The sequence below is a fragment of the Neolewinella litorea genome (assembly GCF_004803465.1).
Lineage (GTDB): Bacteria > Bacteroidota > Bacteroidia > Chitinophagales > Saprospiraceae > Neolewinella > Neolewinella litorea.
The window spans coordinates 395,700-417,751 of sequence record NZ_SRSF01000002.1; the positions used below are offsets into that span (position 1 = coordinate 395,700).

General features: G+C 61.4%; 21 protein-coding genes and 1 tRNA gene. 9 read left to right on the plus strand and 13 right to left on the minus strand.

Annotated elements, in window-relative coordinates; translation table 11 throughout:
• Positions 1–52: 52 nt before the first annotated feature.
• The 6 genes from E4021_RS07350 to E4021_RS07375 all read right to left on the minus strand — a co-directional run bounded on the left by E4021_RS07350 (position 53) and on the right by E4021_RS07375 (position 4,267).
• Positions 53–1,396, minus strand: coding sequence for an MBL fold metallo-hydrolase (locus E4021_RS07350; RefSeq protein WP_136457903.1), 1,344 nt, complete (start codon positions 1,394–1,396; stop codon positions 53–55).
• 63 nt (positions 1,397–1,459) lie between these two features.
• On the minus strand, positions 1,460–1,873 hold the full coding sequence (locus tag E4021_RS07355) for a DUF6691 family protein (RefSeq protein WP_136457905.1): 414 nt from the start codon (positions 1,871–1,873) through the stop codon (positions 1,460–1,462).
• A 4-nt stretch (positions 1,874–1,877) separates the two neighbouring features.
• Positions 1,878–2,459, minus strand: a complete 582-nt coding sequence (locus E4021_RS07360) for a YeeE/YedE family protein (RefSeq protein WP_136457907.1) — start codon at positions 2,457–2,459, stop codon at positions 1,878–1,880.
• Between the two features lie 140 nt (positions 2,460–2,599).
• Positions 2,600–3,250 (minus strand): Crp/Fnr family transcriptional regulator, encoded by a 651-nt coding sequence (locus E4021_RS07365; protein ID WP_136457909.1) that lies wholly within the window; start codon positions 3,248–3,250, stop codon positions 2,600–2,602.
• Between the two features lie 66 nt (positions 3,251–3,316).
• Entirely contained in the window at positions 3,317–3,823 is a 507-nt protein-coding gene (locus tag E4021_RS07370; protein ID WP_136457911.1) for a DUF3124 domain-containing protein, read from the minus strand.
• 39 nt (positions 3,824–3,862) lie between these two features.
• Positions 3,863–4,267, minus strand: coding sequence for a nuclear transport factor 2 family protein (locus E4021_RS07375; RefSeq protein ID WP_136457913.1), 405 nt, complete (start codon positions 4,265–4,267; stop codon positions 3,863–3,865).
• Positions 4,268–4,438: 171 nt separating this feature from the next.
• On the opposite strand from E4021_RS07375, the gene E4021_RS07380 reads away from it, so the two are divergent.
• On the plus strand, positions 4,439–5,590 hold the full coding sequence (locus E4021_RS07380) for a Gfo/Idh/MocA family protein (protein ID WP_136457915.1): 1,152 nt from the start codon (positions 4,439–4,441) through the stop codon (positions 5,588–5,590).
• A gap of 287 nt (positions 5,591–5,877) precedes the next feature.
• Positions 5,878–6,513, plus strand: a complete 636-nt coding sequence (locus tag E4021_RS07385) for a metallophosphoesterase family protein (protein ID WP_136457917.1) — start codon at positions 5,878–5,880, stop codon at positions 6,511–6,513.
• Between the two features lie 206 nt (positions 6,514–6,719).
• Here the strand turns inward: E4021_RS07385 and E4021_RS07390 are convergent, their stop codons facing one another.
• Both E4021_RS07390 and E4021_RS07395 read right to left on the minus strand, forming a co-directional pair.
• Positions 6,720–8,078 (minus strand): pyridoxal-phosphate dependent enzyme, encoded by a 1,359-nt coding sequence (locus tag E4021_RS07390; RefSeq protein ID WP_136457919.1) that lies wholly within the window; start codon positions 8,076–8,078, stop codon positions 6,720–6,722.
• A 48-nt stretch (positions 8,079–8,126) separates the two neighbouring features.
• Positions 8,127–9,647, minus strand: coding sequence for a hypothetical protein (locus E4021_RS07395; protein ID WP_136457921.1), 1,521 nt, complete (start codon positions 9,645–9,647; stop codon positions 8,127–8,129).
• A gap of 54 nt (positions 9,648–9,701) precedes the next feature.
• Between E4021_RS07395 and folP the strand changes: the two genes are divergently transcribed.
• The 3 genes from folP to E4021_RS07410 all read left to right on the plus strand — a co-directional run bounded on the left by folP (position 9,702) and on the right by E4021_RS07410 (position 12,023).
• Positions 9,702–10,568 (plus strand): dihydropteroate synthase, encoded by an 867-nt coding sequence (gene folP, locus E4021_RS07400; RefSeq protein ID WP_246050247.1) that lies wholly within the window; start codon positions 9,702–9,704, stop codon positions 10,566–10,568.
• Between the two features lie 91 nt (positions 10,569–10,659).
• Entirely contained in the window at positions 10,660–11,844 is a 1,185-nt protein-coding gene (locus E4021_RS07405; RefSeq protein ID WP_246050248.1) for a DUF4230 domain-containing protein, read from the plus strand.
• A gap of 105 nt (positions 11,845–11,949) precedes the next feature.
• Positions 11,950–12,023: transfer RNA gene (locus tag E4021_RS07410), tRNA-Arg, on the plus strand.
• A gap of 66 nt (positions 12,024–12,089) precedes the next feature.
• On the opposite strand, the gene E4021_RS07415 is transcribed toward E4021_RS07410, so the two are convergent.
• Positions 12,090–12,836: a phenylalanine 4-monooxygenase gene (locus E4021_RS07415; protein ID WP_136457925.1), complete on the minus strand. Its 747-nt coding sequence runs from the start codon at positions 12,834–12,836 to the stop codon at positions 12,090–12,092.
• 268 nt (positions 12,837–13,104) lie between these two features.
• Here E4021_RS07415 and E4021_RS07420 point away from each other — a divergent pair, with 268 nt between their 5' ends.
• Positions 13,105–13,986 carry an alpha/beta fold hydrolase gene (locus E4021_RS07420; RefSeq protein WP_136457927.1) on the plus strand — a complete coding sequence of 294 codons (882 nt, stop codon included), beginning with the start codon at positions 13,105–13,107 and terminating at the stop codon, positions 13,984–13,986.
• Here E4021_RS07420 and E4021_RS07425 read toward each other — a convergent pair.
• Together E4021_RS07425 and E4021_RS07430 are read right to left on the minus strand one after the other, a co-directional pair.
• Entirely contained in the window at positions 13,983–15,260 is a 1,278-nt protein-coding gene (locus E4021_RS07425; RefSeq protein WP_136457929.1) for a replication-associated recombination protein A, read from the minus strand. The two genes, E4021_RS07420 and E4021_RS07425, sit on opposite strands and share 4 nt — an antisense overlap.
• Positions 15,261–15,824: 564 nt before the next feature.
• Positions 15,825–16,301, minus strand: a complete 477-nt coding sequence (locus E4021_RS07430) for a GNAT family N-acetyltransferase (RefSeq protein ID WP_136457931.1) — start codon at positions 16,299–16,301, stop codon at positions 15,825–15,827.
• Positions 16,302–16,417: 116 nt separating this feature from the next.
• Between E4021_RS07430 and lpxB the strand changes: the two genes are divergently transcribed.
• Positions 16,418–17,509: a lipid-A-disaccharide synthase gene (gene lpxB / locus E4021_RS07435; protein WP_136457933.1), complete on the plus strand. Its 1,092-nt coding sequence runs from the start codon at positions 16,418–16,420 to the stop codon at positions 17,507–17,509.
• On the opposite strand, the gene E4021_RS18275 is transcribed toward lpxB, so the two are convergent.
• Both E4021_RS18275 and E4021_RS07445 read right to left on the minus strand, forming a co-directional pair.
• Positions 17,506–17,934: a YqaE/Pmp3 family membrane protein gene (locus E4021_RS18275; protein ID WP_211096986.1), complete on the minus strand. Its 429-nt coding sequence runs from the start codon at positions 17,932–17,934 to the stop codon at positions 17,506–17,508. The genes lpxB and E4021_RS18275 overlap by 4 nt on opposite strands.
• Before the next feature lie 93 nt (positions 17,935–18,027).
• The gene (locus tag E4021_RS07445) at positions 18,028–18,891 is read right to left on the minus strand and encodes a DUF6089 family protein (protein ID WP_136457935.1); all 864 of its coding nucleotides are present in this window, start codon (positions 18,889–18,891) and stop codon (positions 18,028–18,030) included.
• 295 nt (positions 18,892–19,186) lie between these two features.
• Between E4021_RS07445 and E4021_RS07450 the strand changes: the two genes are divergently transcribed.
• Together E4021_RS07450 and murB are read left to right on the plus strand one after the other, a co-directional pair.
• Complete coding sequence (locus E4021_RS07450; protein ID WP_136457937.1) at positions 19,187–21,007, plus strand: ABC transporter ATP-binding protein; 1,821 nt, start codon at positions 19,187–19,189, stop codon at positions 21,005–21,007.
• On the plus strand, positions 21,004–21,993 hold the full coding sequence (gene murB, locus E4021_RS07455) for a UDP-N-acetylmuramate dehydrogenase (protein WP_136457939.1): 990 nt from the start codon (positions 21,004–21,006) through the stop codon (positions 21,991–21,993). The genes E4021_RS07450 and murB overlap by 4 nt, the downstream gene beginning before the upstream one ends.
• The last annotated feature ends 59 nt before the right edge of the window (positions 21,994–22,052 follow it).

Genomic DNA, 22,052 nt, shown 5'->3' on the forward strand with positions numbered 1-22,052 from the left:
GTATCCGGCCCCAGCGCTCCGTACCGTGATCCAGATCACACAGGCACGCCGTTTAGAATTCCTTAACAGCGTCGCTAAGGTCCAGCACCCGGGCCGCGCCGTCGAGGTCACCGGCCACAACGCTGGCCGCGATGGCCGAGCGGAAGCCGCCGGCGCAGTGCACTACGATGGGTTTGCCGCGGGGGATCTCGTTGGTCCGCTCGGGAAGCTCGGGCAGGGGGATATTCACCGCCGAGGCAAATTTCTTTCCCGACTGCTCCAGCTCGGAGGCGTTGCGGACGTCCACGATGGTGTACTCCGCGGGGTGGTCCCGGAAGTGGTCCACGTCGATGGCGTCCAGCTGGGCCGATCCAGCTCCGGCGTCCATAACGAAAGCGCCGCGAATGAAGGACTCATAGCCGATCTTGGCTGACTTGCCGATTACGTCCTCCAGCGCCTCTTGGGAGCCGGCCACGAGGTAAAATTCGGTCTTGGGCGCCACCAGGGCACCGAGCCAGGTCTCGAATTTACCGCCGTTCTGGATGTTCAGCGCGCCGGGGTGGTAGCCCTGCTTAAATGTGGCTTCGTCGCGGGTGTCAATGACCACGGCGTCTTCCGTGGGTTCGAAATTCCGGTCGAGTCGCGGCACCCCGCCGAGTCCATCCTCGAAGGCCGGAGCCCCGCGCTTGTTGAGGGCCACGTCGTAGGGGAAGTATTTGGGTACGAAGGGCAGGTCGGCCAGCAGCCAGTCGATGAACTGCTCTACCGACTCCTGCTGGAAGGCCGGATTGGTACGCAGTTCCTTGCCGATAGTGCTCGAACGCTCGTCGCTCATCCCCTTACCGCAGAGGCTACCGGCGCCGTGGGCGGGATAGACGGTAACGTCCGCGCCGAGCGGCGCAAGCTGGTCGTGCAGGCTGTGGTACAGGGCGCGGGCGAGTTCCCGACGCTTGCTCTGGACCTCACTGCCGTCGCCTTCGCGGAGGTCCGGCCGGCCAACGTCGCCGACGAAGAGGGTATCGCCGGTGAAGACCGCCAGCTGTTTGCCGTCGGCGTCGGAGAGCAGCACCGAGATGCTGTCGGGCGAGTGGCCGGGCGTGTCCAGGGCCTTCAGGGTATGGTTGCCGAGTTTGATCTCCCCGCCGTCGAAGAAGGGTGTGTGCGGATATTCAGCGCCTACTTTATCGCTGACGTAGATGGGCGCGCCCAGGAATTCGTGAAGCTCCAGGTGGCCGGACACGAAGTCGGCATGGGGGTGGGTCTCAACGATTGCCTCCAGTTTGGCGTGGTGCTTGCGGAGGTATTCGAGGTAGGGACCCACGTCGCGGGCCGGATCTATCAGGGCCGCGGCTCCGTTGGAGATGATGGCGTAAGAAGCGTGGGCCAGGCCGTCGTCGAAGAATTGATGGATATGCATGCGTAGATATGTTATTGCGATTGGGAATGGACACGGAACCCGCGAACCCGCCCAATAAGGGAGTTAGTGCGGCAGCCGGTGGCGGACCACCCCGTAGCTGAAGGTGCCCACCGTGGCGCTGAGGATTACCAGCCCGATGAGCCAGATGCCCTGTCCGAGCAGGGTGAACATGGGTCCGGGACAAGCTCCGGTAAGGGCCCAGCCGAGACCGAAGAGCGTGCCCCCGTAGAGGTAGCGCGGGACGCTGAAGTTTTTGGGATTGAGCTTCAGCGCCTGTCCGTCGGAGGCGGTCCAACCAAAGCGCTTGGCCAGGGCCACGCCGATGGCGCCCAGTACGACGGCCGTGCCGATGATGCCGTACATGTGGAAGCTCTCGAAGCGGAACATCTCAAGGATACGGTACCAGGAGATGGCTTCCGACTTGGTCATGACGAAGCCGAAGAAGGTGCCGATGAAAAGGTATACCAGAAATCTCATGGGGTTAGAGTTGCAGGATGAAGGGAAGCAGGACCCAGCTCATGAAGAGCCCGCCGATGAAGAAGCCGACCACGGCGATGAGGGAAGGCAGCTGGAGGTTGGACAGGCCGCTGATGGCGTGTCCGCTCGTGCAACCGCCGGCCCACCGCGCCCCGAAGCCGACCAGAAAGCCCCCGAGGATGACCACGAGGAGGGTGCGCAGGGTGAACAGCTGGTCGACGGCAAACAGCTCGCCGGGCACGAAGGAGGAATGCAGCTCGCCCGCACCGGGGGCACTGAGGCCCACCGACTGCAGGTAAGTTACCGTCTCGGCCGAGACCGTGACCGGCTCACTCGAGGGCAGCACGTAAAAGGCCAGGAAGCCGCCCAGTACGGAACCGGCCACGAAGGTGAGGTTCCAGCGCTGCGCCCGCCAGTCGATGCGGAAGAAGTCGTACTTCCGCCCCGCCCCGGCGATGGTACACATGGTGCGCAGGTTGGAGGAGACGCCGAATTCCTTGCCGGCGTACAGCAGGAGGAACATGACGGCGGCGATGGCCGCTCCGCTCACCGACCAGTGCCAGGGTTGGCTGATCCATTCTAACATATTGATTATTAATTTCTTGTTGAGGTTGATAGGGCAAAACTAGGGGCCGCCGGCCGAGCGGTCAGTGATGTGCATCACACACCGTAAAAACATGTGATCGTGGGCGCGCACGCGGGTGCCGGGGTCGGTGGCGAGGTCGCCTAGTGCTCCACCAGTACCCGGATGCGGTTGCGACCGAGCTCGATGCTGCCCCGTTTTTCGAGGGTCTTGAGCAGGCGGGAAATGGCCTCGCGGCTTACGTTTAGGTCGTCGGCGATCTCCTGATGGGTGGCCTGGATGGTGCCGTCGTCGCGCAGTCCCGCCCGTTTGATCACGTAATCGTACAGGCGCTCGTCCAATTGCCGGAAGGCGATCTGGTCGATGGTTTGCACCATTTCTTCCATCCGCTGGTCGTAGGCGGTCATGACGAAGTTTTTCCAGCTCTTGTAGCGCATCATCCACTGGTCGAGCGTCTGCTTCGGCAGGGCCAGGATGGTGGTGTCTTCCTCGGCTACGGCCCGGATCTGGCTGCGTTTGTCGGAGACGCAGCAGGTGAAGGTCATGACGCAGCTTTCGCCCGCCCGCAGGTAGTATAGGAACAGCTCGGAGCCGTCGTCGCCGAGGCGGCTGACCTTGACCGCGCCGCTTATGATCAGGGGGATGGTGCGGACGAAGTTGCCGAAGTCCATCAGCATACCGCCGGCCTCGATCGTGTGCAGCCTTCCCTGCTCGGCGATGGCCTGCTGCAGTTCTGGCTCGACGAAGGTGGGGAAGTGCCGCTGTACTTGTTCGCTGCTGAGTTGGTCGGGCATCACGGGCGGGTTTATGAGGTCAACACATGAAAACATGACGGAGTTTTCATATGTCGTGCCACGCCCTTACTCTACCCGGACGCCGCGAGTGGTGAAGGAGATGCCCTGCTGTCCGTAGGTGGAGATGAAAATCCCCTCAAAAAGGGGTTCGTGAATGCCTGGCGGGGTGCTCCACTCGAAGTAGAAGTTATCGCCCGTGCCGCCCACCCGATCGTGCGTATCGATGATGATGGCCACCGTTTCCATGGGCTTCAGCACGATAGGCTCCGTGAAGTAGGTGCGCACGAGTTCACCCCCGGTGCCGTAATAGGCGGCGTTGAGGATGTAGATCGAGTCGCGCGGGTTGATGTTGCGGATACTAATGGTGCCGGTCAGGTCGAAGGTGTGGTGTTCCGTTTCGGTGTAGATCTGGGAATAACTGCTCAGGTAGGTGGCGCCACTGGTGAGCGAGTCCTCGAGGGGCAGGGCCGCCCGGCGGATTGCCCAGTTGGTGGGGTCCACGGAGCTGATGGGCCGCTCGTCGTTGCAGGCGAGGAGGGTCAGCAGGAGGAGCAGTGGGCCGAGGTGGTACATGTTCCGAAGGTACGGAAAGCGGTCCTTTTGGTGCGGTGCTTAGCGCAGGAAACGCACCTCGCGGATCAGTCCGTCCTCAACGAGGTACATGGCCACTACCTGCACCGGGGGCGCTTCGGGATCGAAGATCACGCTCTCGTGGTCGAGCACGCGGTTGCCCATGACGATACGGCTGATGAGTCGGCACTGGAGATCGGGCGAGTCGGCGAACATGGGTCCGTAGGTAGTGCGCATCCGCTCTTTGCCTTCATAGCGGAGTTCGTCGGGGAAGTTGTAGATGCGCACGTCGTCGGCGTAGGCGCTGAGAAAGAGTTCCAGGTCGCCGGCGTTGTAGGCATCCAGCTGGGTCTGGACGGGGGTGACCGCGGCGTGGGGGTCTTCCGGAACCTGGGCCACGACCTGGAAGGGCAAAAGCAGGAGCAGCAGCATCGAGAGATAGTGCATATGGGTGGTTTTCGGGGCAAGATAAGTTGGCCGGCCCACGGGTATTGCATCTCGGGGATTGGCCCGGCACCCGCGTGTAGCGCCCGTAAATCCCGAACAGGAAGGCTTTCCGGCTAGCCCATTGCTTTTTCTATCTTGGCGGTTCGTACACACTTCCAATTTATTCAACCTATGTATAACTCCATTACCGTGGCCGTGGCCGGCGCCGGATTCATCGGTCCCGTTCACGTCGAAGGGCTGCGCCGCCTGGGCATCCGGGTTAAGGGACTCCTCGGGAAGGACCTCCAGGAATCCACCGACGCCTGTAAAAAGCTCAACCTCGAGCACCCTTACGCCACCTACGAAGACCTGCTGGCCGACGAGGAAGTCGACGCCGTCCACCTGGCCGTACCCAACGTCCTGCACTACAGTATGGTCAAAAAGGCCCTGGCCGCCGGCAAGCACGTGATGTGCGAGAAGCCCCTGGCCATGACCTCCGAGGAGGGCGCCGAACTCGTGGAACTGGCCCGCCAGAGCAACCTCAAAACCGGCGTGAACTATAACCTGCGCTTCTACCCCATCAACCTGGAGGTGCGCGATCGGCTGGCGCAGTCGGGCAGCCGCATCTTCTCCGTGACGGGCAGCTACCAGCAGGACTGGCTCCTCTACGACACCGACTACAACTGGCGCGTGCTGGCCGACCAGGGCGGTGCCCTGCGGGCCGTATCCGACATCGGCACCCACTGGCTCGACCTGGTACACTTCGTCACCGGACTGGAAGCCGAGGCCGTGCTAGCCGACCTGACCACCGTGCACCCCCAGCGCAAGCGGCCGATCGGCGAAGTCTCCAGCTTCACCAAGGACTCCGAAAAGGCGCAGGCCACCGAGACCATCGACGTGACCACCGACGACTGCGCCAGCATCCTGTTCAAATTCAAGGGCGGGGCCCGCGGCCAACTCTTCGTGAGCCAGGTCAGCGCCGGCCACAAGAACCAGCTCAAGTACGACATCGCCACCCAGGATGCCGCCTACGAATGGAACAGCGAGCGCCCCAACGAGCTCTCGATCGGCCGCCGCGGCGACCTTAACCAGGTGCTGATGAAGGACCCCGGCCTGATGACCGGCACCGCCGCACCCTACATCAACTATCCCGGGGGCCACAACGAGGGCTTCCCCGACACCTTCAAGCAATGCTTCCGCGCCTTTTACGACGCCGTCCTCGGCGATACCGCAGCCGGCGAGGAGCTCTACGCAACCTTTACCGACGGACACCAGGAACTGGTGCTTTGCGACGCGATCTTGCGGAGCAATGCTGAGCAGGGGTGGGTTCGGCTTTCTCAGTAAAGGGGTCAAGGGGTTAAGGGGGGTGCCTTATTCACTTCTGGTGGGCCATTAATTTCGATTTTGGGCTGCCGGGCTTTGGTTTGTTAGCGCTCCTGATATTGCTAATGGCCTGCGACTGCGCAATGATGCTGACCACACGGATCAGAAAGTTGAAAACAATGTGCTGCTTTTCGAATCTAAGAAAACAGGATTCCACCTGACCGAAGATTAGTCCACGCCACTCCTAACCCCTTTATCCCCTCTACATCCTTACCCCTTTACCCCTGACCACCTAACTCCCTTACCCCTTGTCCAGATACGCCATTTCAGACATACACGGTTGCGCGTCGACCTTTGCGAACTTGTTGCAGCGCATCGACTTTGGGCGGAACGATGAGTTGTTCTTGCTGGGCGACTACATCGACCGGGGGCCGGACAGTCGGGGGGTGCTGCACCATATCTGGCGGTTGCAGGGTGAGGGGTACCAGGTGGTTTGTCTGCGCGGGAACCACGAGCAGATGTTGCTCGACGCGCTGCGGGAGGGGCGGGCGCCGTGGGATTACCTACCGCACCGGCGGGAGCGACAACAGACGATGCACTGGATGGAGTACCTGCCGTTTTACCACGAAACGCCGGGCTACTTCCTGGTGCACGCCGGTCTGAACTTCGAGATTGACGATCCGCTGGCCGATGAGGAGGCGATGCTCTGGATCCGCGATTGGGAGGATACCCTCGACCGCGATTGGCTGGGTGAGCGCATCCTGCTGTACGGGCATACGCCCCGCCCCATGGAGATCATGCAGCGGGAGGTGCAGGATATGTCTTTGCGACAGATGGTGTGCCTGGACTCCGGGTGCGCCATGCACTATCCGGGCATGGGATACCTGACGGCGCTGAATCTGGATACCGGGAAGGCGGTTTTTGAGGCTCGGGGGGGGATTTAGACGTCGGACGTGTCAGGTCGGGCAATTTGGCAGACGTCGGACGTCTGCCAAATTGACAAAGCCAGGAAATGCTTGAAAGTTGGTCCTGCGCTAGGACCAAATTCCCAATAATCCACGAAATATCATACAAAACCGCAGACTAAGCACCTGACACGTCCGACGTCTGCCAAAAAGTCAGCACTGACACGTCCGACGTCTGCCACCCCCTAAATCGCCTGCAAAATATCGTACTGCGCAATCAGGTGCTTCCGCCCGCTGCGGTCGGTGGCCACCACCGCGGGGTTCTCCTTGGTGATGTGCCGACCCAGTTCGGAAAGCGTAAGGTCAGTACCCACCTCGGGGAAAGGCCGGCGCATGATCTCACTAATGGGACGCTCGGCATGGTCCATCGGGTTTTGGAGCAGGAAGTTCAGGACGTCCGTTTCGGTGATCGCCCCCACTACTTCCTCGCCGTCCAGCACCGGCATCTGACTGTACTCGTGGTCTTTCATGCTTTTCAGCGCGGCGCGGACGGACTCCGCCTTGCCGATGCCAGTAAAGGAGGCCTCCTTCTTGTGGCTGAGCAGATCGCGGACGCGCAGTTCGGTATCCAGGAAGCCCCGATCGCGCATCCAGTCGTCGTTGTAAATCTTGCCGATGTAGCGGCTGCCGTGGTCGTGGATTACCACTACTACCAGGTCGTCGGGCTTGAGCTTGTCCTTCAGCTGCAGAAGACCGGCCACCGCGCTGCCGGCGGAATAGCCTAGGAGTAGACCTTCCTCCCGCGCCAGGCGCCGGGCCATGACGGCACCGTCCTTGTCCGACACTTTCTCGAACAGGTCGATCACCTTGAAGTCGACATTTTTGGGCAGGATGTCCTCGCCGATACCTTCGGTGATGTAGGGGTAGATCTCCTTCTCGTCGAACTCCCCGGTTTCGTGGTATTTCTTGAAGACCGAGCCGTAGGTATCGACGCCCCAGACCTGCACGTCGGGGTTTTGCTCCTTGAGGTACAGACCGGTACCGCTGATGGTGCCACCGGTGCCTACCCCCACGACGAGGTGGGTGATCTTGCCGTCGGTCTGTTTCCAGATCTCGGGGCCGGTGCTTTCGTAGTGGGCCTTCCGGTTGCTGAGGTTATCGTACTGGTTGAACCAGAAGCTGTTGGGGATCTCCTCGCTGAGTCGTTCGGCTACGGAGTAGTAGCTGCGGGGGTCGTCGGCCGATACGTTTGTGGGGCAGACAATCACTTCCGCGCCCATGGCACGCAGGATGTCCAGCTTTTCCTTGCTTTGCTTGTCGCTGGTGGTGAAAATGCAGCGGTAGCCCTTAACGCAGCCGGCCAGGGCCAGTCCCATACCCGTGTTGCCGGAGGTACACTCGATGATGGTGCCGCCGGGCTTGAGGCGGCCGTCCGCTTCGGCGTCCTCGACCATCTTCAGGGCCATGCGGTCCTTGATGGAGTGCCCCGGGTTGAAAGTTTCCACTTTCATCAGGACGCGGCAGGGCAGCCCCTTTACCACTTTGTGGAGTTGCACGAGCGGCGTGTTGCCGATGGTCTCGAGGATGTTGTTTTTTACTTCCATATTTTTTTCGTACTAACCGTCCAACGGCTAAAACCGTCCAACGCCTACTCAGTCAATTTCGATGATCTCCACCTCCAGCCCGGACTCCCGGATGAAAGAGCGCGCAATATAGTTGGCCGTCCCTTCGTCGGTGGTCGGTTGGTCGAGGTACAGCAGATACCCCTCCCCTTCGGGCTCTACGCAGTCGGACGCCGCTACGGTAACCGCCGACCCGTACAGGCGGTTGAGTTCGAGGGCCCAGGACCGCGCCGCTTCGAAGGATTCGTACCGACCGAACAGCAACAGGAACACGGGCCCATCGCGTTCGTAGAGTGGAAGACAATCGTACTCCACCACGGCACCGCCCCGCTCGTCCAGTTGGTACCGGCGCAGGAGACCCAGGTCTTCTATCCGGTCGGTGGCGACGAGCGCCTCCTCGGGTACGTTGACGGTGGGGTCCGCGGCGGGCACGGAATCGAGGACGTGGCGGTACTCACCCGGCTCCAGCTCCAGCGGCGGGGCGGGGGCGGAGGCCGATTCCAGGTTGTCGAGATCGGGTTCGGCGTATCGGCCGCCCTCCACCGCCAGCGGATTGTAGATGGCGTGCCAGTAAAGCCCCCACCCCAGCATGCCCACGGCAGGGATGCCCACGATGAATACCCACCAGCCCAATTTGTAGTAGCCGGGGCGGCGGCGCAACTCGTCCGGAAAGAAACTCCGGTACAGGCGGCGCAGCCGGGCCCGCAAGAGCAGCATGCGGCGGCGGGGTTGCCGCAGCAGAGCCGGACGGCCCGGGCGGGCGGGCACCAGTGCCTGCGCGGGGGGAGCGAGCGCCAGCGGGTCGATCGTCCCCGGCGGGGCCGGGGGGAGTTGCGGCGGGGGCGGGGTGGTCTCGGCCCGGGCCAGCCACCGCGGCAGGCGGATGCGGTCGCCGCCGAACTGGTCCACGCGGCTGGGGCTCATGACGTTGCGGACCACCTTGTCGGCTTCCACGGCCAGCATGCCGAAGCCGTACTTGACGCACTGTCGCTCCAGCTCCCGGTACTGCCGGCGCGTCCGCCAGGTGTCGGCGGCGAAGATCTCGCTGTCGTAAGCCACCCACTGCGCGTCGGCGTAGAAGTGCTTGAACTGGTCGACGGCGTAGATATAGCGATAGGCCTTCATGCGACTCAGCAGGGCACCCACGGCCAGCACGAGGGCCGTGAAGGACAGCAGGAGGACCGCGTAGACTTGCGGGCTACCGAACAGCATATAGAGGTTGCGCTCCGGCACCCGCGCGCCGCCGCCCAGCCAGACAAAAGCGGCGGCCAGGACGCACGACAGGACGAAGGCGTGAATGCCAATGCGCCAGTAGTTGACGCGGTAGAGAATCTCTTCGCGGCGGTCCAGACTCGTGGCTTCCACCGTGGCGGTGAAAAAGGTTCGGTCGGGTCGCTGGTAGGCCAGCCGGGCGTCGATGAGCACCCCCTGGTAGTAGTGCGGCTTGTCTACGATGTGGGTGCCACTGCCGCCGTACCGGGGCCGCAGCTTGTAGTGAAACCGCAGAAAATTGATGGCGAGGCCGCGGATCTGCTGTTCGGAATAGGGCATCTGTTGGCAAAAGTCGCACATAATGCGGTAATTCGCAGATAACTTGCTCCTCCCTTGACCTTCCAGCCCTTCTCCCTCAACTGCAATGGCCGTCTGCTGACGGTCGAACGCCCCCAGGTGATGGGCATCCTCAACGCTACGCCAGACAGCTTCCACGCGGACAGCCGAACGGACGTGCAGGCAGCGGGCGCGGCCGCGGGTGCCATGCAGGAAGCGGGTGCCACCTTCGTGGATATCGGGGGCATGTCCTCCAGGCCGGGCGCGGAGCTGATCGAGGCCGACGAAGAGATCGAGCGGGTCATTCCCGTCATCGAAGCCGTACGGGAAGCGGCGCCGAAACTGGTCATCAGCTGCGATACGGTCTATGCGGCTACCGCCCGGGCGGCCGTGGCGGCAGGTGCGGGCATGATCAACGACATCAGTGCGGGGCAATTCGACGAGGCACTCCTGCCCACGGTGGCGGAGCTCAATGTGCCCTACGTGCTCATGCACCTGCCGCCGGGGGCCACGCCGGCCACCATGCAGAAGTTTACGGAAAGCTACGGCGACAAGGTGGTGACACACATCTGGGACTTCCTGGCCAACCGGCTGGCAGAACTGCGCGAGATGGGGATGAAGGACATCATCCTGGACCCCGGTTTCGGCTTCGGCAAGTCACAGTCGCAGAACTACGAACTGCTCAAGAACCTCCACACCTTCCGCCACCTCGGCGCCCCGGTGCTGGCCGGCATGAGCCGCAAGGGAATGCTCTACAAACCCCTCAAAACCACCCCCGAGGGAAGCCTGGCCGCCACGGCGGCCGTCAACCTGTATGCACTACAGCAGGGCGCTTCCATCCTGCGGGTCCACGACGTCAAAGAGGGTGTGGAAGTGGTAAAACTGTGGCGCCTCCTCGGGGAAACACCGGTGGTGGGTGAGTGAGGCGGTATGGGGTTAAGGCCTTGCTGGTCGAGAACGGGCAACCAACTTTGCCTCCTGAACCGTGTTTTCAGTAGTCCAAGTCGTAATGCCCATGCCCCAAACCACCGCCCCCGAAAAGAAAGGAATCGGTACCGTCCAGATTGTGATAGCGGTAGCGATCATGGGGATTCTGGGACTGCTGGGGTACAAGGCGCTGCGAAATTCACCGGGCGGATTTCTGGCCGGGCCCGCGGAATACGAACTGCAGTACCGGCCGGCCGATTTCAGCTACAACATCGATAACGAGACGGCCCTGGCCATCCTGCAGAACCCGCGGCGGTATCGGCGGGAGTTCAACGAACTGGTACACGATATCAATACCGACATCCTGCGCCACGTCAGCAACCGCCTGGGGCTGAACGACAGTCTGCAGCAGGCCGTCCTGGAGGAGTACGAACTGCAGCACCCGCAGTTTGTGGATCTGTACTACAACGACTTCATGCGGCTGCGGGACACCAGCGCCGCGTTGTACGAGACGTGGTACGATGAGGGCGGACAAAAAGTGACCGAAATCTTCGAGGAGGTGGCCAGCAACTACACCTGCTTTATGCTCAACAAGGTGCTGGCCGCGGTGATCCGTACCCGCAACGGAAACATCCTCGCGCGGGGGGCCGACGTGCAGAATCCCTGCTCCATTGCCATGGGCGAAGCCTTGCAACCGCTACTGGCCCGCATGCGGGAACGGGCGGCGATCGAAGACTTTAGCAGGAGCAAGGGGCTGTTTCAGGAGAAAGTGGAGAACGTCATCGGCGAACTGGCCACCATTGAGATCCGCGACAAAAAGGGGATCAACAAGAACCTGCAGACCACTATCTGGGGTATGAACGTATCGGAAACCGACGTGGAGATCACAGCCCTGTCCATCCTGAAGGTCGGCTTCCGGCTCAATGAGTACTTCGACCTGCAGCTCGACGAGCAGAACAAGACAGTCAATATCACCCTGCCGGAACCCGTCATCCTCAGTCACGAAGTACTGCCCAAGGTAGAAAAACTCGACATCGGCTGGCTGCGCGAGGTGGAAGGCGTGAACATCAACGAAGGGGTCAATGCGCTGCGCGAAAACTTCCGTGAGGATGCCCTCGAGAGCAACGTCATGGAACGCGCGAAAACGCAGGCCCAGCAACTCATGGATACCATGTTCGGGCCACTGGTCGCCAATATCGGACCGGAATACCGGCTGGTGGTGAATTTCCGCGGTGCGCCGGTGCGGGTTACCCAGGGCGAACTGGGGAAGTAGGACCGTAAAAACGGGTGGGCTGAGGTAGATAGTCCGCGGGGTAAAGTGCTGCGCGCTTCCGTTACTTTGTCGTCTGGGGTCGGGGGCTTAATTTTGCAGCCTTAAGCTCCGTTAGCTCAGTTGGATAGAGCAGGAATCTTCTAAATTTCAGGTCAAAGGTTCGAATCCTTTACGGGGCACTTGTTAGTTCGTTAGTGCTTTAGTCCTTTAGTTCGCTGAGTCTAAAGGACTAAAGCACTAACGAACTACTCAGCATCACCCCACCGCTGCTCCAGCTCGTCCACGGCACCGAAGAGGCTGGCGAAGCTGTCGATCGCGAAATAGCGCATCTGTACCTTGTCGATCACGAATTGCTGTTGCATTACCTGATCGAGTTCGAAGGGCAGGATTTCCACATCCGGGTTCTCGTAGACGTGCTTGGTTTCCTGCGGACTGCTGCAGATGCCGGCTCCGTAGACTTTCAGTTCACCGTTTTGGCGGATGACCCCGAATTCGATGGTGAACCAGTACAGCCGCTGAAGTTGGGTAATTTTCTCTTCGTCGCCCGCGTATCTCACGCCGAGGGCGCCGAGTTTCTGGGCAAAGTCGGCGTAGTCCTTGTTGAGGTAGAGGGGGATGTGCCCGAAAATATCGTGGAACATATCGGGCTCCTCGAGGTAATCCAGCTGCTTTTCGTTGCGCAGCCAGGTGCTGGAGCAAAAGCGACGGCGGGAAAGCAATTCAAAGAATTCATCCACCGGCAAAAAGCCCTTTACTACTTCGATGCACCAGCCGTGGGCTTCCTTGAGCGCACGGTTGAGGTCGCTGAAGCGGGGCGGGTGCTCGGGGGACAGGATTGGATAGAGCTGGTGCAGGCAATGCAAGTACTCCGCAGCGGCAACCGGCTTGAGCGCAGCCATTTGGCGCTGGGCCAACAGTCGCCAGATGCGGTAATCGGTCGAGGTATAAGCCTGGTAGTTCTGAACCGGGGCATTGGAAGCGGTGGCGGGCATGATGGTGAGATTTGTTAAGACAACGGTTGTTACCGCAACTGTAAATGTAGGTGAAAAGTTTGTGACGCACAAGGGTCGAAATGCCGCCCGGCCAACCTGCGTAGCGGCCCGGGGGCCGGTCGGCGCACCTGCAGGAGAGAGAAGTTACGCCCGTTTGGCCGATCTACGATAGGTGGATTCTTTTCGCCGGTACCGTAGTGGAAATTCGCAATGAAATAGGGCAACCTGCATCGGCTTCCAAACGTCTACTTATCAGACCCCTACGTTCATGTTACTGAAGAAAAAAAGGCTGTATCTGCTGCTGGCGGTCCTGGTTTTTATGACCTACGCCATTTACCGGATAGAGCCTTACGTTCGTATTCAGATGAACGACGACCAGCTCAGCGCGACGCTGTTGCGGGCCAATATCGACTACGCCGAGATCGGGTACGTACAGGGGAGCAGCCGGCGCATGCGTTTTCTGCAGATCGGTCAGGACTCTACCAAACCCCTGTTGGTATTCATCCACGGGGCCCCGTCTTCCAGTGCCTGGTGGCTGAGCATGATGCGTGACAGCTCCCTGCGCGCCGACGCCAACCTCCTGGCCATCGACCGGCCGGGCTACGGCGGCAGTGGATTGGGCCGGCCCATGACCTCCGTGCAGGAGCAGGCTGAGAACGTAGCCGCGGTCATCCAGCGGCGGCGGCTGCCGGGACAAAAAGTGGTGATCCACGGCAGCAGTTACGGAGGCACAGTGAGTGCCCGACTGGCGATGGACTTTCCCGAACTGGTCGATGGACTGCTCTTGCAATCGGCCAGCCTGGCCCCCCGTCAGGAGTACACCTACTGGATCTCTCACCCCACCAGTCACTGGACCCTCTCCTGGATGATGCCGAGTGGCATCAATACCGCCAACCACGAGAAGCTGGCCCACGAAGCTGAACTCCTGGACATGGCCAACGAATGGGACCACATCAACGCCAAAACGGTCATCCTGCACGGTACCGACGACTGGCTGATCTACCCCCGCAATGCCTACTACGCCTGCGAAAAGCTGGTCAACGCCCCCCTGCTCATCCACCACATGGTGCCCGACAAGCAACACGATCTGCTTTACACCGCCCCGAAGCTGCTCCGGCGGTACCTCCACATGTTGCTGGAGGAGGTTTAGCCTCCGTATTTATTGCCCCACAGCCGCTGCAGCCGCTCGGCGATCTTGACTTCGGTCGCGTTGTTGGATTGTGGCTTGAAGAAGGCCGTGCCCGCGAGTTCGTCGGGGAGGTATTCCTGTGCGCGGAAGTTGCCGGGGTTGTCGTGACTATAGTTGTAGTCCTTCCCGTAGTCCAGTTGCTTCATCAACTTGGTGGGCGCGTTGCGCAGGTGCAATGGGACGGGCAAGTCGCCGGATTTGCGGACGGCCTGCTGTGCCGCGCCGATGGCCTGGTAGCTGCTGTTGGATTTGGGGCTCGTGGCCAGGTACACGGTCGCCTGGCTGAGGATGATGCGCGCCTCCGGGTAGCCGACCATTTGCGCAGCCTGTGCCGCCGTGGTGGCCATTAGGAGGGCGTTGGGGTTGGCCAGACCGATGTCTTCCGAGGCGGCAATGACGAGTCGGCGGGCGATAAACTTCAGGTCTTCCCCACCCTCGATCATGCGGGCGAGCCAGTACACGGCGCCGTTCGGGTCGCTTCCGCGAATACTCTTGATCAGGGCCGAGGCGATGTCGTAGTGCTGCTCGCCCGTCTTGTCGTAGCGGGCCATGTTCTCCTGGACCCGGCTGGTGATGTAGGCGGTATCGAGCACGACCTTGTCGCCGTTGGCGGCTTCGTGGGTCACGAGTTCCAGGACGTTGTAGAGCCGGCGCCCGTCGCCACCGGAAAAGCGGATGAGCGTATCGTAATCTACCACTTCCACCTGCATTTTCTGCAGGTAGACGTCCTCCGCCAGGGCGCGGTCGATCATACCTTTCAATTCCTCCCGGCCCAGCGGCTGGAGTACGTACACCTGGGCCCGGGAGAGGAGGGCGGGGATGACCTCGAAGCTCGGATTCTCGGTCGTAGCGCCGATGAGTGTGACCGTGCCGGCTTCGACCGCGCCGAGGAGGCTATCCTGCTGCGACTTGCTGAACCGGTGGATCTCATCAATGAACAGGATGGGTGAGGCCGATTCGAAGAACTTGCCGCGCTTGGCCTTATCGATCGTTTCGCGGACGTCCTTCACGCCACTGTTGATGGCCGAAAGCATGTAGAACGGCACTTCGAGTTGGTTGGCTACGATGCGCGCCAGGGTGGTCTTGCCGACGCCCGGCGGACCCCACAGGATGAAGCTGGGCAGGCGGCCGGTCTCAATGGCCCGGCGCAGTACGGCTCCTTTGCCGACCAGGTGCTGCTGGCCGACGTACTCGTCAAGATTGGTGGGGCGCATTCGTTCGGCAAGGGGCTGCATAGGAGGGGGGGGTTGGGAGGGGTAGACCGGTTTGGGATTCTGGACCTACCCGGCATCGGTCACGCAAAGAAAGGAGAAAGGACCGGCTTTGTTTGGGCGGGCGGAGCGACCGGGGGAGGCAAAATACAAACAATTTGTTTTTTAAACTTTAAGTACCTATCTTTCCCCCGGCAGCTACCCGAACGATTCAGAGTTTTCTCCCTTATTCCACTCCTGCCGTTTCCTCGCCCCTTCGGGGCATTTACATCATAGATGGCTTCACCCACCGCATCCCGGTACCGGACGGTTGAGGGGGTCTATCGGTTAACCTCCCTTCGCCCGCCAGATGCGCGGTGCGGAAAGGCCACCGGCGTGGGCGGTGGAATGGGCGAAAGGGGGGAGTCGGCGCGGCGGCGGTCGGGTGGGTTCTCCCACCCACTCAGAGGAGCCGTCTGCCCGCCCCACCCGGGGAGGTATAAACCCGTGGACGTCAAGCAGGAAGTGTTCCCTTGGTCACCTGGGCACGGGCACTCGGAGTAGTTAAGAAGCCGGAGATATGTCCCAAACTCTACCCGTGTACACGACTCAGGCGCCTTCCTCCTCCGCCACCGGTGCATCCAGCAGCATCGACCGGTGGGGTATCCCATCCTCATCGTAGATCTCCCCTACCCCTACGAATCCCAGACTGCCGTAGAACGACTGCAGATGTGCCTGGGCACCGATCTTGATGGGTTGCACGCCGTAGCGCTCGTACAGTATCCTGATGGACTCTTGCATGAGTGGACGGCCCAGCCCCTGTCCGCGCGCCGAGGGTGCGGTGATGACGCGTCCGATGCTGGCGTACTCCGGGTACGAAATTCCCTTCTGCAGGATCCGGGTGTAGGCCACCACCTTTCCCTCCCGGGTGCCAACTACGTGCAGGGCGGCCTGGTCCTTGCCATCGGCGTCCAGGTACCAGCAGGTCTGTTCCACCACGAATACTTCCTGCCGCAGGGCCAGGATGGCGTACAGCAGGTGAACGTCGAGCTCGTCAAAGGTGTAGACCTTCCAGTTGACCGGCATGGAGTAGACTTTCGCGGCAAGATCGGGAGTCGCAGCCAAACGGCTCGGCTATCTTTGGGTTTTCTCCGCACCCGCGGACGCGCCCGCAACCCTTCACACCCCAAACGCCCCGCCCCATGCGCTACTACATAATTGCCGGTGAAGCCTCGGGCGACCTCCACGGTGCCCGGCTGGTGACGGCCCTGCGCGAGCTAGACCCGGAGGCGGAAATTCGGGCCTGGGGCGGCGACCTGATGCGGGAGGCCGGTGCGGAGGTGGTAAAGCACTACCGCGATCTGGCCTTTATGGGCTTCGTGGAGGTGGTAATGAACCTGCGCACCATCATGGCCAACTTCCGGGAGTGCCAGGCCGATATTGAGGCCTTCGCACCCGACCGGCTCGTACTGATCGACTACCCCGGTTTCAACCTGCGCATCGCCAAGTGGGCCCGCCCGCGGGGCTTCGACATCAGCTACTACATCAGTCCGCAGATCTGGGCCTGGCACACCAGCCGCGTCCACCAGGTGAAGGCGAACGTGGACCGCATGCTGGTGATCCTGCCCTTTGAGGAAGAATTTTACGCCCGGTACGGCGTCAAAGCGACCTTCGTAGGTCACCCCCTGCTCGACGTGGTCCGGGAAGTGGAGCACCGCACGCCCACCCATATTGCTTTGCTGCCCGGCTCACGGAAGCAGGAAATCAGCCGCAGTTTGCCCGTCATGCTGGCCGCCGCGGCCGAACTGCCCGACCAGCGTTACGTCATTGCCGGGGCGCCGAGCCAGGACCGCGAAGTGTACGCCCGTATCATGGAGCAGTCCGCGCGCCCCCCGCAACTGGAACTAGTCAGCGGCCGCACCTACGAAGTGCTGTCCGGGGCAAAAGCGGCGGCCGTCACGAGCGGGACCGCCACCCTGGAAACGGCGCTTTTCGGCGTGCCGCAGGTTGTGTGCTACCGCGGCAACCCGCTGAACTACTGGCTGGCGCGCCGCCTGGTGGCCAGCCGTATCAAGTACATTTCGCTGGTAAACCTGGTCATGGACCGCGAGGTAGTGCCCGAGCTGATCCAGCAGGAATTTACGGCCCATCGGCTCCGGGAGGAGCTGCAAAAAACAATTGCCGGCCCCAAACGGGACCGGCAACTGCGGGATCTGGCCGAACTGCGCCGCACCCTCGGCGAGGGTGGCGCGGCCGCGCGGGCGGCGGCGGCCATTATCGATCGAAAGGATTAAGCGTTGCCGAAAATCACCAGCAGGGCGTAGATCAGTCCGGGCAGGTAGAACAGCAGGGTAAGCAGCAGGGCGATCCAGAATTTGCTGTTGAGTTCACCCTGGTGCACCAGTACGGCCACGGGGGGCAGCAGGATGGCGAGGATGACCAGCAGAATGGTGTTGGTGTCGGCGTCCTGGTAGTCGTTCAGGGCTTGCTTGACGGCATCGCGCTGCTCGCGCTTCAGTTCACGGCGTTCCTTTCCGCTCATCTCCTTGAGCGATTCACGGTATTCGCGGGCGGCCTCCAGGGCTTCGGCTTCGGTAGGTGTGGTTGCGGCGGATTCGCCGGCCGGGGCATTCGGACCGGGGACGACGATGGCGGCCTGAAGGCTGCCGAAGAACATCGTCACCAGCAACAAGCTGAGGGTAAAGTAGCGTGTGCTCATAGGAATGTGGGAGTTATGTATCGGCAATATTGCCATTCCCACAAACCGGGTTTGCCGGGCAAGGTTTGTTACTGAACCGGTGTTTTTGCGCTCCTAGAAGGAGTAACAGCCATTTCCGCCCCCACCCCAGTTGCCCAGGCGGATGCCCAGGGTGAGGTTGATGAGGAAGTAGAAGTCGTTGGACCCACCCCCACGGGCGTAGACCAGATCGGAGGGTGCCTCGGCGGGATCCACCACCGGATTGGAGAAATAGGCGCCTTGCGTGCTGGATAGCGGATTGGAGAGTACGTCAATATAGTTGACGCGGCGGCCGGAGACGTCGTCGAGGTAATCGGTACCCGTAAAGCGGCCGCTCACCTCACCGCCTACCACAAAACGCTCACCGAGCTTGGCGCGTACGCCGCCGCCCACATGGATGGTGGTGATGTCCAGTTCGTAGGGAACGGGATCGTAATTGCCGCCGCTCACGCCCTGGGCTTCGGTGCGCAGGGGCTGCAGGTCGTAGTACACGCCGTCGATTTGCGATTGGGGGTTGAAGGAGGTACGCCCGATGCCACCCATGATGTACGGGGCAACGAAACGGTCTTCGGGATCGCCGAGGTAGAAAAGGTCGAGCTCCACGGCCAGGTTGAATTCCCGGATCTTGGAACGGAAGTCGCGCGTGAAGGTGATCGATTGGCCGGTCTCGTCGGGCAGCGCCGTTTCCCGCTCCGCGGCGATATTACCGAAGATGCCGTTGAAACGGAAACCCACGCGGCTGATGGGCCGGTACCGCAGGTAGAAACCGCCGAAAGTGTTCCAATCCTTGAGGAAACCAAGGTTCGGGTCGCTCAGGTCGCCGTTATAGGGCATGTCGCCCCCCTGGACACCGAGTTCGAAATATTGCTGCGCCGCTAGCTTTGGAGACACCATCAGGCCCAGGGCCAACAGGAGACTGAAGTAGATCGATGTTTTCATTGGAGGGTAATTGGAATCAAATTCGTTGCAAAAGATCAAAAGGGTGCGATGCCTAATAAACTTTCCGGGGCACCTTAAAATTGTAGCAGCCCTGAGACGAGGGCACAAAGCAAAAGGTCACATTCCATCGGATAGCGACGGGGCGTGGGGAATCGATCGTGTAGTCAGAAAGAATAACTGCCGCCAGCAAGCTGCACGACACATTTCACCCGTTAGTACCCCGCTTCTTCACAGAATGTTCAAAATAACCGCCGCGCGTCACCTTTTGCCGCCGAATGCGTTTCCTTTGTGAAACATGGTTACTACCCCCCAACAACCCGAAGCAGCCAAGCCGCGGATCACCAGGGATCGCCTGCACCGGTCGATGCGCATCTTCGACTATGTGTGGCGGTACCGCTGGCTGTTCCTGCTCAGTTTTGTGATTTTGGGCATCAGCAGCCTGGTTTTCCTCACGATCCTGCAGTTGCCGGGGGAAGCCCTGAACGTCTACCAGGGCAAGGGCAATTACGGCCTGACCATCGACCAGATTTTCCTGTTGCTCACGGCCCTGATCATCGTTCAGGCCCCGCTCAGTTTTTTCCGCGTCCGCATCCAGGCCATCGTGAGCGAACGGGCCATGGCGGCCCTGCGGAAGGACCTCTTTTCCAAGATATTGCGCCTCAACATCCCCTTCTTCGAGCGCAGCCGGGTGGGTGAGCTCACCAGCCGCATCACCAACGACATCACGCAGATTCAGGGGATCTTCAGCCTTACGCTGACGGAGTTCGCGCGCCAGATCATCATTCTGGTCGGCGCGATCACCTACATCCTCTTCACCATGTACAAGCTGGCGCTGGTCAGCCTGCTCATCTTCCCGGCCGTGGTGGTGGCGGCCATGGTATTCGGCAAATACCTGCGGCGCATGACCAAGGAGCGGCAGGAGAAGTTGGCCCAGTCCAACGTGATCGTAGAAGAGACCCTCCAGAGTATCGCCACGGTCAAGGCCTACACCAACGAAGACTTCGAGCTCGAACGCTACGCGCGCAGCATCGATGAGACGGTCGACATCTCCATCCGCACGGCCAACGTGCGCGGCCTCTTTTCGGCCTTCATCGTCACCGTCATGTTTGGCGCGCTGTTCTTCATCATTTACCGGGCCATACTACTGGTTGAAGCCGGTGACCTGCCGGTGGGCGACCTCTTTTCCTTCGTGGTCTTTACGGCCATCATCGGGGCGGGCATCGCCAGTCTGGGCAATTTCTACAGCGAGATCGTCTCCGCCCTCGGCGCTTCCGACCGGGTGGTCGACATTCTGGAAAGCCACGAAACAGAAGAGGTGGCGCGGACGCAGGTACCGGGTCCACGGCTGGCCGCCACAACCGGTGGTTCCTTCGCCGGGGCCATCCACTACCGCAACGTCGGCTTCTCCTACCCCACCCGACCCGACGTGACCGTACTCTCGGACATCGACCTCCGGGTAGCCCCGGGCGAGAAAGTAGCCCTGGTCGGCGCCAGCGGCAGCGGCAAGTCTACCCTGGTGAAGCTTCTGCTCCGCTTCTACCCCGTTACCCAGGGCGTGATCACCGTCGACGGCCGCAACATTGAGGATTTCAACCTGCACGATTACCGCGACCAACTCGCGCTCGTGCCGCAGGAAGTACTGCTGTTCGGCGGCACCATCCGCGAGAACATCACCTACGGCAACCTGACCGCCACCGAGGCCCAGATCCGCGAGGCAGCCCGCAAGGCCAATGCCCTGGACTTCATCGACGGCTTCCCGGAAGGGATGGATACACTCGTCGGCGACCGTGGTATCCAGCTAAGCGGCGGACAGCGTCAGCGCGTCGCCATTGCCCGCGCCATCCTGAAGGACCCCCGGATCCTATTGCTCGATGAAGCCACCAGTAGCCTGGACGCCGAAAGTGAGCGCGTAGTACAGGAAGCGCTGGACAACCTCATGGAAGGCCGCACGAGCATCATCATCGCCCACCGGCTGGCGACCATCCGCGACGTCGACCGCATATACGTGATCGAAAACGGCACCATCGTCGAGTCCGGCACCCACCACGAACTGAGCGGCCGCCCCCACGGTGCGTACTCCGCCCTCGCCCGCCTGCAATTCGACCTGGCCGAATGAGGGAGTATGTCGACCTGCGCCGCTGCAACACCTTCGGCCTGCCCGCCGTGGCCGAACGCTACCTGCCCCTGACCGACCTAGCGCAACTGGAAGGTCCGGAGTTCCGGCAATCCCCCACCCTCGTACTCGGTGGCGGCAGCAACCTGTTGCTGCTGGAAGAGATCCCCGGACTCACCGTCCACGTCCTGCTGAGCGGCATCGCCTGGTCCGACGGTCGCGGCCGCTTTCGCGTGCTGGCAGGGACCGACTGGAATCAGTTCGTCCGCTATACCCTCGACACCGGCTTTCCCGGGATGGAGAACCTCATCCTCATCCCCGGCACGGTGGGTGCCGCTCCCGTACAGAATATCGGTGCCTACGGCGCGGAGGTTTCCGAATTCATCACCGCCGTCCAAGCCTGGGAGTTCGGGCGCGGCATGGTGGAGTTGTCGCCGGAGGACTGCGCCTTCGGCTACCGCGACAGCCACTTCAAACGCGAGCCCGGCCGGTACCTGATCACCGCCGTGGATTTTGATCTGAGCCGGCGGCGACCTCTTAAACTGGAATACGGAGCCATCAACGCCGAGTTGGAAGCCGAGGGCATCACCGACCCGACGCCCCGCGACGTGGCGAATGCGGTGACCCGGATTCGGCGCAGCAAGCTGCCCGACTGGTTCTTCTACGGCAACAGCGGCAGCTTCTTCAAGAATCCGGTGGTTTCCCGCGGTCAGTACACCGCCCTGCAGACCGAGTACCCCGACTTGCCCGCCTACCCCATCGACGCCGACCACGTGAAACTTCCCGCCGGATGGCTGATTGACCGGGCCGGCCTGCGCGGCGCGGGCACCGAAACGGTCGGCACCTACGAGCGGCAGGCACTGGTGATGGTGAACCGCGGTGGAGCGACGGGCCGCGACGTCCTCTCCTTCAGCGAACGGGTACGTGGAGAAGTGAAGGGCAAATTTGGCGTAGAAATCGAACGCGAGGTCCAGCTGTTTCCCGCCTGAGCAGGACAAAATGCAATCATGCTGAGGTTTCGGACCGGCACCGCTCGTGTGCCGGCCTG

Excerpts from the sequence above, each read along its gene's own strand:
- E4021_RS07425 (WP_136457929.1), bottom strand. The coding sequence starts at position 15,260 with ATGCAGCCCCTTGCCGAACGAATGCGCCCCACCAATCTTGACGAGTAC.
- E4021_RS07350 (WP_136457903.1), bottom strand. The coding sequence starts at position 1,396 with ATGCATATCCATCAATTCTTCGACGACGGCCTGGCCCACGCTTCTTAC.
- E4021_RS07355 (WP_136457905.1), bottom strand. The coding sequence starts at position 1,873 with ATGAGATTTCTGGTATACCTTTTCATCGGCACCTTCTTCGGCTTCGTC.
- E4021_RS07420 (WP_136457927.1), top strand. The coding sequence starts at position 13,105 with ATGTTACTGAAGAAAAAAAGGCTGTATCTGCTGCTGGCGGTCCTGGTT.
- E4021_RS07365 (WP_136457909.1), bottom strand. The coding sequence starts at position 3,250 with ATGCCCGACCAACTCAGCAGCGAACAAGTACAGCGGCACTTCCCCACC.
- lpxB (WP_136457933.1), top strand. The coding sequence starts at position 16,418 with ATGCGCTACTACATAATTGCCGGTGAAGCCTCGGGCGACCTCCACGGT.
- E4021_RS07370 (WP_136457911.1), bottom strand. The coding sequence starts at position 3,823 with ATGTACCACCTCGGCCCACTGCTCCTCCTGCTGACCCTCCTCGCCTGC.
- murB (WP_136457939.1), top strand. The coding sequence starts at position 21,004 with ATGAGGGAGTATGTCGACCTGCGCCGCTGCAACACCTTCGGCCTGCCC.
- E4021_RS07360 (WP_136457907.1), bottom strand. The coding sequence starts at position 2,459 with ATGTTAGAATGGATCAGCCAACCCTGGCACTGGTCGGTGAGCGGAGCG.
- E4021_RS07445 (WP_136457935.1), bottom strand. The coding sequence starts at position 18,891 with ATGAAAACATCGATCTACTTCAGTCTCCTGTTGGCCCTGGGCCTGATG.
- E4021_RS07390 (WP_136457919.1), bottom strand. The coding sequence starts at position 8,078 with ATGGAAGTAAAAAACAACATCCTCGAGACCATCGGCAACACGCCGCTC.
- E4021_RS07375 (WP_136457913.1), bottom strand. The coding sequence starts at position 4,267 with ATGCACTATCTCTCGATGCTGCTGCTCCTGCTTTTGCCCTTCCAGGTC.
- E4021_RS07405 (WP_246050248.1), top strand. The coding sequence starts at position 10,660 with ATGCCCCAAACCACCGCCCCCGAAAAGAAAGGAATCGGTACCGTCCAG.
- E4021_RS07430 (WP_136457931.1), bottom strand. The coding sequence starts at position 16,301 with ATGCCGGTCAACTGGAAGGTCTACACCTTTGACGAGCTCGACGTTCAC.
- E4021_RS07450 (WP_136457937.1), top strand. The coding sequence starts at position 19,187 with ATGGTTACTACCCCCCAACAACCCGAAGCAGCCAAGCCGCGGATCACC.
- E4021_RS07395 (WP_136457921.1), bottom strand. The coding sequence starts at position 9,647 with ATGCCCTATTCCGAACAGCAGATCCGCGGCCTCGCCATCAATTTTCTG.
- E4021_RS07415 (WP_136457925.1), bottom strand. The coding sequence starts at position 12,836 with ATGCCCGCCACCGCTTCCAATGCCCCGGTTCAGAACTACCAGGCTTAT.
- E4021_RS18275 (WP_211096986.1), bottom strand. The coding sequence starts at position 17,934 with ATGAGCACACGCTACTTTACCCTCAGCTTGTTGCTGGTGACGATGTTC.
- E4021_RS07380 (WP_136457915.1), top strand. The coding sequence starts at position 4,439 with ATGTATAACTCCATTACCGTGGCCGTGGCCGGCGCCGGATTCATCGGT.